The sequence below is a fragment of the Flagellimonas baculiformis genome (genome assembly GCF_033441575.1).
Taxonomy (GTDB): Bacteria; Bacteroidota; Bacteroidia; order Flavobacteriales; family Flavobacteriaceae; genus Flagellimonas; species Flagellimonas baculiformis.
In genome coordinates, this window is record NZ_JAUZVW010000008.1 from 205,962 (window position 1) to 215,625 (window position 9,664).

8 protein-coding genes are annotated in these 9,664 nt (G+C 46.1%); 7 read left to right on the forward strand and 1 reads right to left on the reverse strand.

Annotated features, from left to right (window positions below; all coding sequences use genetic code 11):
* Window positions 1-29: 29 nt before the first annotated feature.
* Window positions 30-1,055, reverse strand: a complete 1,026-nt coding sequence (locus tag SD450_RS12970) for an acyl-CoA reductase (protein WP_318344874.1) — start codon at window positions 1,053-1,055, stop codon at window positions 30-32.
* A 97-nt stretch (window positions 1,056-1,152) separates the two neighbouring features.
* Between SD450_RS12970 and SD450_RS12975 the strand changes: the two genes are divergently transcribed.
* The 7 genes from SD450_RS12975 to SD450_RS13005 all read left to right on the forward strand — a co-directional run bounded on the left by SD450_RS12975 (window position 1,153) and on the right by SD450_RS13005 (window position 9,451).
* On the forward strand, window positions 1,153-1,506 hold the full coding sequence (locus SD450_RS12975; RefSeq protein WP_318344875.1) for a 4Fe-4S dicluster domain-containing protein: 354 nt from the start codon (window positions 1,153-1,155) through the stop codon (window positions 1,504-1,506).
* A 50-nt stretch (window positions 1,507-1,556) separates the two neighbouring features.
* Complete coding sequence (locus SD450_RS12980) at window positions 1,557-1,685, forward strand: hypothetical protein (protein WP_318344876.1); 129 nt, start codon at window positions 1,557-1,559, stop codon at window positions 1,683-1,685.
* A gap of 55 nt (window positions 1,686-1,740) precedes the next feature.
* Window positions 1,741-2,835, forward strand: coding sequence for a redox-regulated ATPase YchF (gene ychF, locus SD450_RS12985; protein ID WP_318344877.1), 1,095 nt, complete (start codon window positions 1,741-1,743; stop codon window positions 2,833-2,835).
* 67 nt (window positions 2,836-2,902) lie between these two features.
* Window positions 2,903-3,805, forward strand: a complete 903-nt coding sequence (locus SD450_RS12990) for a DMT family transporter (protein ID WP_318344878.1) — start codon at window positions 2,903-2,905, stop codon at window positions 3,803-3,805.
* Window positions 3,806-3,911: 106 nt separating this feature from the next.
* Window positions 3,912-5,771, forward strand: coding sequence for a DNA topoisomerase IV subunit B (locus tag SD450_RS12995; protein ID WP_318344879.1), 1,860 nt, complete (start codon window positions 3,912-3,914; stop codon window positions 5,769-5,771).
* A 25-nt stretch (window positions 5,772-5,796) separates the two neighbouring features.
* A complete protein-coding gene (locus tag SD450_RS13000; protein ID WP_318344880.1) occupies window positions 5,797-8,424 on the forward strand; it encodes a DNA gyrase/topoisomerase IV subunit A in 2,628 nt (875 codons plus the stop codon).
* A gap of 70 nt (window positions 8,425-8,494) precedes the next feature.
* Window positions 8,495-9,451 (forward strand): sterol desaturase family protein, encoded by a 957-nt coding sequence (locus SD450_RS13005; protein WP_318344881.1) that lies wholly within the window; start codon window positions 8,495-8,497, stop codon window positions 9,449-9,451.
* Window positions 9,452-9,664: the final 213 nt, after the last annotated feature.

Sequence of the window (9,664 nt, forward strand, 5' to 3'; positions counted from 1 at the left end):
TGACAAATTTCAGGCTAATACTATCTAAATCAAAGTTTCAACAGAAATTCCATGGTGTCCACACCATCGGCATAGTCGTGGAGGGCCGGCTTTTGGGTGTCGCCAAAACCGATGCCACTATTTTTGGAAACAATGCACTGGATCTGTTCTTCCTGTGCGTTCAATTCCTTCGCCAGTGTTTCTTCCGAATCATAATATGCATAAAAAAGTACCGAAATAGGGGAGGCCTGTCCATCATCTTCCTTCAATATCAAAAAGCCATTGTCCAGAATCTTGAAATCACTCATCAGATATACCGCCTTGTTGTAATCGTAATTATTGACATACTTATGCTGGTCAATGATGTCTTTATACGAGAAAATGGCATTGAAAAAAGGTTCAAAATCATATCCCTTCGGCACATAGATCTTGGACACATTTCTACAGCCCAGACCGTAGTACCTGAAAATATCCTCACCAAGGGCGGTCAGTTCTTCGGCAGATTCCTTGCCCGTCAATATGGCGACCGAGTTCCGGTTCTTTCGGATGATGTTCGGTTTGTTCCCAAAATAATATTCAAAATAGCGGCTGGTATTGTTGCTCCCTGTGGCTATGACGGCATCAAAACCTTCCATTTTGCCTTCCGTAAACTTAATTCGAGTGGCCAGCGAGGGTTCTTGTTGTATCAAATAGTGTGCGAGGTAGGGTAACAACACCTTATCGTTGGACGACAGTTTGGTCAATACATTGTTTCCAGAAAGCAGCACACACAGAAAATCATGAAATCCCACCAGTGGGATGTTTCCCGCCATCACAATGCCCACCGTTTTCGGAGAAGTGGTTTTCTCAATAGGGTAGCGGGACAGCCAATCCGCAAGGTTTTTTTCGGTCAACAAGGCTCCCCACTGCGCCAGTGCATGCAGGATATTGTCCTTGGTGAACCAACCGTTCATCTGCCCGGCCCTTGTGACGACTTCGTTGAAATCCGCATCCAAATTTCCATCATTCGAATAACATTTTTCACAAAAATCCGTTAGGTGTTTTCCGAGTTTAACAAAAGCTTGGATGGTTTCCATATACGGTGTCATTATATTTGTACACTAAATTACTAGGGTTTATTTTTGTCAAAAGTAAGCATGCTGAAAAGAATCAACCCAAAAGGAAAGGAAAATTATGGCGATAATTATAACAGATGAATGCATAAACTGTGGTGCTTGCGAGCCGGAATGCCCCAATACCGCAATATACGAGGGAGCTGACGAATGGAGGTACAGTGATGGGACTTCCCTTGAGGGGGATGTGGTCCTGCCCAACGGAAAGGCAGTGAATGCCGAAGAGGTGCAAGAGCCCGTCAGTGATGAAATATATTATATTGTTCCTGACAAATGTACGGAGTGCAAGGGTTTCCACGAAGAACCCCAATGTGCAGCGGTCTGCCCAGTGGATTGCTGTGTGCCCGATGAGGACCATGTGGAAAGCGAAGAGGAACTTTTGGGCAAACAGAAGTTCATGCACCCGAACGGATAAGCAATAAAAAACATGTAATTTAGCCCCGGACCGTAGTTCGGGGTTTTTTTATGGAAGAAACAGAGAAAGAATATAGCGGCGTCTGGAAACAGGCAGGGTGCATCCTGTCCTTGGTGGCCATTCTGGGAATCATTGCACTGTTCGGTATCGGCATCTATCTTTTACTTAAAGGATTTTAAGTCCCTATACCAAAACTTCAACTTATATTTGCAGCCTCAAAATAGATAGTATTCAATGAAAGCCGGTATTGTAGGATTGCCCAACGTAGGAAAATCAACTTTGTTCAATTGCCTTTCCAATGCAAAAGCACAAAGTGCCAACTTCCCATTTTGTACCATAGAACCCAACATTGGCGTGGTGAACGTGCCCGACCAGCGTTTGGAAAAATTGGAATCCATGGTCAATCCAGAGCGTGTGGTACCTGCAACAGTGGAGATTGTGGACATTGCAGGTCTGGTGAAAGGGGCCAGCAAGGGTGAAGGTTTGGGCAACCAGTTTTTGGGCAATATCCGTGAGACCGATGCCATCCTACATGTGTTGCGCTGTTTTGACAATGACAATATCGTTCACGTGGACGGTTCCGTAAATCCTATCCGCGATAAGGAGACCATCGATATGGAGCTCCAGCTGAAGGACCTGGAAAGTGTGGACAAGAAACTGGACAAGGTAAAAAGGGCCGCCAAAACCGGGAACAAGGAAGCCCAAAAGGAAGAAGCCGTACTCAACACCATCAAACAAGGCCTGGAGTCCGGAATTTCGGTCCGTGCCATACAAATCAGTGAAGAAGATCGTGACGAATACGTCAGACCCATGCAATTGATTACTGACAAACCCGTAATGTATGTCTGCAATGTGGACGAAGGTTCTGCTGTAGATGGGAATGCCTATGTGGAAAAGGTGAAGGAAGCCGTAGCCAATGAAAATGCCGAGGTCATCTTTCTGGCTGTAGGGACCGAGGCTGACATCACCGAATTGGAAACCTATGAAGAGCGCCAGATGTTCCTGGAAGATTTGGGCCTTTCCGAGCCAGGTTCCGCCAAACTGATCCGCGGTGCCTATAAATTATTGGACCTGGAAACCTATTTCACCGCAGGTGTCAAAGAGGTAAGGGCATGGACCATTCCCGTTGGCGCCACTGCTCCCCAGGCTGCCGGGGTCATCCACACCGATTTTGAAAAAGGCTTTATCCGAGCCGAGGTCATTTCGTATGATGACTATATCAAATACGGTAGCGAATCCAAAGTGAAGGAAGCTGGCCGTATGCGGGTAGAGGGCAAGGAATACATTGTGAAAGATGGTGATATCATGCACTTTAGGTTCAATGTGTAAACACTGACCGTTGTAATTCCATCCATTCCCGTTCGCTATAAATTTGTACCAAGCATAGCTTTGATATATGTCAAACAAAGGCTTGGGTATTTTCTATGGGATTTTTGGGGTGATCCTCTTTTCCTCAAAGGCCGTTATGGTCAAACTGGCCTACGAATACCATGTGGACACCTTGGATCTGCTCTTGTTCCGGATGATCTTTTCGCTTCCGTTTTATCTCATCATCCTTTTTCTGATCCGAAAGAAAAGACCATCCGTCCAAATTAAACCAAAGGATTATGCCTGGTTGTTCCTTTTCGGTTTTGTGGGCTATTACTTGGCCAGCTATTTTGATTTTTTGGGGCTGAATTACATCAAGGCCGGCTTGGAACGGATCATTCTGTTTGTATATCCCACCATTGTCGTATTTCTCTCTTGGCTATTTTTCAAACAGAAAATTACCAAAGTCCAGACCGTAGCGATCATCATTACATACCTAGGTGTGGTCATCACCTTTTGGAGTGAATTGGACATCAGCGGGAACGGTGTGCTGTGGGGCGGTTTTTTGGTGCTGTTGAGCGCCATCACCTACGCTTCCTATTTGGTGGGCAGTGGTTGGCTGATTCCCAAATTTGGGATGTTGCGGTTCACATGTTATGCCATGATCGTTTCCACGGGATGTATCCTTTTGCATTACCTCATTGCAGGAAACTGGCAACTTTGGGAATATCCACTGCCGGTTTATCTGTACGGCATTGCCATGGCCATTTTGGCCACTTTGATCCCTTCTTTTCTGGTCTCGGCATCCATAGAACGCTTGGGGGCCTCCAATTTTTCCATCTTGGGAAGCTTAGGTCCGGTTTCCACCATACTCTTGGCTTTTGTATTTTTGGACGAAAGATTGACGTATTGGCAATTACTTGGGATGATGGTGGTGATTTTTGGGGTCACCTACCTCTCCATACAGCAAAAAAAGAGGGCTAAGGCTTAATGTATATTAACAATTGACAATTTTCATTGTTGATTACTTTCTTGGTTCTTCGCCTGAATTTTTGCCCCTAAATTTTATATTAGCAAGGATTAACCCTTATAGATTCATGGCAGAAACCCAGTATACAGAGGATAATATCCGTTCCCTGGATTGGAAGGAGCATATTCGTATGCGACCTGGTATGTACATTGGTAAATTGGGCGATGGGTCGTCCGCAGATGATGGTATCTACATATTGCTCAAAGAAGTGATAGACAACTGTATCGATGAATTTGTCATGGGTGCAGGGAAAACCATCGAGATCACCATAAAGGATAATTTGGTGAATGTGCGGGACTATGGCCGTGGCATTCCGTTGGGCAAAGTGGTGGATGTGGTCTCCAAAATGAACACCGGGGGCAAATACGACACCCGTGCCTTTAAGAAATCTGTCGGATTGAACGGGGTGGGAACCAAGGCGGTCAATGCCCTTTCCACATTTTTTAAGGTAGAATCGAATCGGGATGGGCAATCCAAATCGGCAGAGTTCCATATTGGAAACCTCGTCAATGAAGAACTGTTGGAAGAGACCTCCCGAAGAAGGGGTACCAAGATCAGTTTTACGCCGGACGATACCATTTTCAAAAATTACAAATATCGGAACGAGTATGTGGAACGCATGCTCAAAAATTACGTTTACCTCAATCCCGGGCTCACCATTATTTTCAATGGGGAAAAATATCAGTCCGAGAATGGGTTGAAGGACCTGTTGGAGGACAACAACAACGAGGACGATTTCCTCTACCCGATCATTCACCTGAAAGGGGAGGATATCGAAGTGGCCATGACCCACAGCAAGACCCAGTACAGCGAGGAGTACCATTCCTTTGTGAACGGGCAGCATACCACACAGGGCGGAACGCACCAGGCAGCGTTCAGGGAAGCCGTGGTGAAGACCATCCGCGATTTTTACGGCAAGAACTATGATGCTTCGGATATTCGGAAGTCCATCATTTCGGCCATTTCCATCAAGGTGATGGAGCCTGTCTTTGAAAGTCAGACCAAGACGAAACTCGGTTCCACCGATATGGGCGGCGACCTGCCCACGGTCCGCACCTATATCAATGACTTTCTGGGCACCTATCTGGACAATTACCTGCATAAGAATCCCCAGACAGCGGAAGCACTTCAGCGCAAAATCGTTCAAGCGGAGCGGGAGCGCAAAGAACTGTCCGGAATCCGAAAATTGGCCCGTGAGCGCGCCAAAAAAGCCAGTCTTCACAATAAAAAATTACGCGATTGCCGTGTTCATCTTCAGGATATGAAAAGCGACCGACGATTGGAGAGTACCCTTTTTATCACCGAGGGCGATTCCGCATCCGGATCCATCACCAAGTCAAGGGACGTGAACACCCAAGCCGTGTTCAGCCTTCGCGGTAAACCGTTGAATTCCTACGGCATGTCCAAAAAAATCGTTTATGAGAACGAGGAGTTCAATCTGTTGCAAGCCGCATTGAACATCGAAGAATCCATGGAAGACCTGCGGTACAACAATATCGTGATCGCTACCGATGCCGATGTGGACGGGATGCACATCCGTTTGTTATTGATCACCTTCTTTCTCCAGTTTTTTCCGGAATTGATCAAGGAAAACCACCTCTACATTTTGCAGACCCCACTTTTTAGGGTGAGGAACAAAAAAGAGACCATCTATTGCTACAGTGAAGAGGAGAAAAGGAATGCCATCACAAAATTGACAGGAAAACCGGAAATCACAAGGTTCAAGGGATTGGGTGAAATTTCTCCTGATGAGTTCAAGCATTTCATTGGTGACAACATCCGTCTGGAACCCGTAATGCTCGACAAGGCAATGAGCATAGACAACCTTTTGGAGTTCTACATGGGAAAAAACACTCCGGACAGGCAGGAATTCATCATAAACAACCTTAAAGTAGAACTCGACCTCGTTGAAGAAAACCAACTATAGAACAAATAAATGCACATCCTTCTAAATGGAAGAGAACGAAGAATTGAACGATGAAGGCTTAGGGAATCCCGACCATTCCCAAGACAGTTTAGTGAAGGTAACGGGCATGTACAAAGACTGGTTCTTGGACTATGCCTCCTATGTGATCCTGGAACGTGCAGTGCCCGCCATCGAGGACGGGTTCAAGCCCGTGCAGCGAAGGATCATGCACTCCCTCAAAGAATTGGATGATGGCAGGTACAACAAAGTGGCCAATGTGGTGGGCCACACCATGCAGTACCACCCCCATGGCGATGCCAGTATTGCCGATGCCATGGTACAGATCGGCCAAAAGGACTTACTAATCGACACCCAAGGAAACTGGGGAAATATCCTGACAGGGGATGGGGCAGCAGCACCCCGTTATATCGAGGCAAGGCTTTCCAAGTTTGCCTTGGAGGTGATTTACAGTCCCAAGATCACGGAATGGCAACTTTCTTACGACGGAAGGAAAAAGGAGCCCGTCAACCTTCCCGTGAAATTTCCGTTGCTGTTGGCGCAAGGGGCCGAAGGAATTGCCGTGGGGCTTTCCACCAAAATACTGCCCCATAATTTTGTGGAATTGATTGATGCCTCCATCAAGCACCTAAAAGGACAACGATTTACCCTCTATCCTGATTTTCCTACTGCAGGGATTATCGATGTTACCAACTACAATGATGGTATGAGGGGCGGAAAGGTAAGGGTCCGGGCCAAAATATCGACCTTGGACAAAAATACCTTGGTCATCAACGAGATTCCCTACGGGACCAACACCTCCAGTTTGATCGACTCCATACTGAAGGCCAACGAAAAAGGCAAGATCAAAATCAAGAAAATAGAGGACAACACCGCGGCAGAAGTGGAAATATTGGTCCATCTTCCCCCAGGATTGTCCCCAGACAAGACCATTGATGCCCTCTATGCCTTTACGGCATGTGAGTCTTCCATCTCACCGTTGGGCTGTATCATCGAGGACAACAAACCTTTGTTCATCGGGGTCAAGGAAATGCTGGAACGCTCCACCGATAATACCGTGGAACTACTTAAAGCAGAACTTGAAATACAGTTGGGTGAACTGGAAGAACAGTGGCACTTTGCGTCCCTCGAACGCATTTTCATCGAGAACAGGATCTATCGGGACATTGAAGAAGAAGAGACCTGGGAAGGCGTGATCGCCGCCATTGACAAAGGTCTGAAACCACATACCACACACCTCAAAAGGGCAGTGACCGAAGAAGACATTGTCCGGCTGACCGAGATCCGGATCAAGCGGATTTCCAAATTCGATTTGGAAAAGGCCCAACAGCTCATCGAGAGCCTTGATGAAAAAATAGCTCAGACCAAGCACCATTTGGAACATTTGGTGGAGTTTGCGATCGATTACTTCAAGGAACTCAAGAAGAAATATGGCGATGGCAGGGAGCGCAAATCAGAGATCAGGATTTTTGATGACATAGAGGCCACCAAAGTGGTCATCCGCAACACCAAACTCTATGTGAACCGGGAAGAAGGATTCATTGGAACCTCTTTGAAAAGGGACGAATATGTGGCGGATTGTAGTGACATTGACGACGTGATCGTTTTTACCGAAAAAGGGGAGATGATGGTCACTAAGGTGGATTCCAAGGTCTTTGTGGGCAAGAACATCATCCATGTGGCCGTGTTCAAGAAAAAGGACAAGCGCACGGTGTACAACATGATCTACAAAGAAGGCAAGGGCGGGCCAAGTTACATCAAGCGGTTCAATGTCACCAGCATCACCCGCGACAAAATGTATCCCTTGGCGGGCGAAAATCCTTCGGCTGAGGTGCTCTATTTTTCAGCAAACCCCAATGGGGAGGCCGAAGTGGTCACCGTATTGCTGCGCCAATCCGGCAGCATTAAAAAATTGAAATGGGACCTCGACTTTGCCGATGTGCTTATCAAAGGACGTGCATCGAAAGGGAATCTGGTCACCAAATATCCCGTCAAGCGCATCGAATTGAAGGAAAAAGGAGTGTCCACCCTCAAACCCAGAAAGATTTGGTTCGATGATATTGTCAGCCGATTGAACGTGGACGGAAGGGGTGAACTCCTCGGGGAGTTCAAGGGCGATGATCTTTTACTGGTCATTGACCAAAAAGGCACGGTGAAGACCATACTGCCCGACCTGCTCACGCGTTTTAGCGACACTATGGTGGTCCTGGAAAAATGGAACCCCAATAAACCCATTTCCGTTGTGCATTACGAAGGGGAAAAAGAACGCTATTATCTCAAACGCTTTTTGGTCGAAAGCCCCAACAAGGAAGAACTGGTCATCTCGGAACATCCAAAATCCTTTATGGAACTGGTCACCACGGACTGGAGGCCCGTTCTGGAAGTTGAATTTATGAAACCCCGTGGAAAAGATGCCAAACCCAATTTGGAGGTGAATGTGGAAGAATTCATATCCATCAAAGGAATCAAGGCTTTGGGTAATCAATTGACCCCGGAAAAAGTAAAGAACATCAACGTGTTGGAGCCTTTGCCTTTTGAAGAGCCCGAAGAAATGCGCACAGAAGATATCGAAGTGGTGGATGAAGAGTCCATAGATGACCCCAATGACGATATCGAAACAAATAATGACACTTCTGATCAAACCACTTTGTTTTGACGCTTTTTCTACCTATTTTGTCGCAGGAGTTATATATACACATCTAAAACAGATATCTTAAAACCTCTTTATGGATTTCACCAACCCGCTGGTTTACGGCGTACCCGTATTTATTGCCTTTATTTTACTGGAGTTGACATACAGCAAGGCACATGGTGACGACCACATTTACAATTGGAAAGATTTGGCCGCCAGCGGCTTTATGGGAGTGGGATCTGCCATTTTGGGCCCACTGTTCAAAGTGGCCTTTGCCATAGTCCTGTTCGAGGGTGTTTATGAGCTCTGCAACCCTGTGGTCAATGGGGTAAGGACCAATTTTTTGGGCTATGAATCTTTTGGTTATGCCTGGTATGTTTGGATCATCTGCCAAGTGGCCGATGATTTCACTTATTATTGGTTCCATAGGGCCAACCACGAAATCCGCATCCTTTGGGCCGCCCATATCGTGCACCACTCCTCGGACAACTTCAATTTAGGGACCGCCGTTCGTAACGGATGGTTCACCATTCTCTACAAACCGTTTTTCTATGCATGGTTGCCCGCCATAGGTTTCCCACCCGAAATGGTGGTGGTCTGCTTGGGTATCGAAGCCTTATGGCAGTTTCAGTTACATTCCGTCTATGTGCCCAAATTGGGTTTTCTGGAAAAGTTTATGAACACGCACACCATGCACCAGGTGCACCACGCCCAGAATGTGGAATACTTGGACAAGAACCACGGTGGCTTTCTCAGTATTTTCGATAAGATGTTCGGCACGTGGAAAGAGTTGGATGATGATATCGATGTGAAATACGGAGTGATCCATTCGCCGGATTCCTATAACCCAATGGTCATCTTGACCCATGAGTTCAAGGATATTTGGAACGATGTGAAAAAAGTGGACAAGCTTTCACACAAACTCATGTATATTTTTGGCCCTCCCGGTTGGAGCCATGATGGAAGCACCCTCACCGTGAAACAACAACAGCGGCTGTGCAAAAAGCACAAAGAGGCCAATCCGGAACTTCTGTACCAGCGCCCAAATTGAAACTTTACCAATATAAAAGTTGTGGGTATAACAGGATTGGTTTCAAATTTGATAGTGATTTTACCGTAAGAAATTGTCAGTTCGAGTGATTTTTCGAGAGAAAAATTGTATCGAGAACAAAACAAGGTTAAAACCGGGCACGTTCAGAAGCGACATAATTATTTGATTATCAGATAATTAATTCGTATATTTAGGTATAATAAAACCCCGAAA

What these genes read in the sequence shown, in the direction of transcription:
- SD450_RS12970 (WP_318344874.1), bottom strand. Translation starts at nt 1,055, where the DNA reads ATGGAAACCATCCAAGCTTTTGTTAAACTCGGAAAACACCTAACGGAT.
- SD450_RS12975 (WP_318344875.1), top strand. Translation starts at nt 1,153, where the DNA reads ATGGCGATAATTATAACAGATGAATGCATAAACTGTGGTGCTTGCGAG.
- SD450_RS12980 (WP_318344876.1), top strand. Translation starts at nt 1,557, where the DNA reads ATGGAAGAAACAGAGAAAGAATATAGCGGCGTCTGGAAACAGGCAGGG.
- ychF (WP_318344877.1), top strand. Translation starts at nt 1,741, where the DNA reads ATGAAAGCCGGTATTGTAGGATTGCCCAACGTAGGAAAATCAACTTTG.
- SD450_RS12990 (WP_318344878.1), top strand. Translation starts at nt 2,903, where the DNA reads ATGTCAAACAAAGGCTTGGGTATTTTCTATGGGATTTTTGGGGTGATC.
- SD450_RS12995 (WP_318344879.1), top strand. Translation starts at nt 3,912, where the DNA reads ATGGCAGAAACCCAGTATACAGAGGATAATATCCGTTCCCTGGATTGG.
- SD450_RS13000 (WP_318344880.1), top strand. Translation starts at nt 5,797, where the DNA reads ATGGAAGAGAACGAAGAATTGAACGATGAAGGCTTAGGGAATCCCGAC.
- SD450_RS13005 (WP_318344881.1), top strand. Translation starts at nt 8,495, where the DNA reads ATGGATTTCACCAACCCGCTGGTTTACGGCGTACCCGTATTTATTGCC.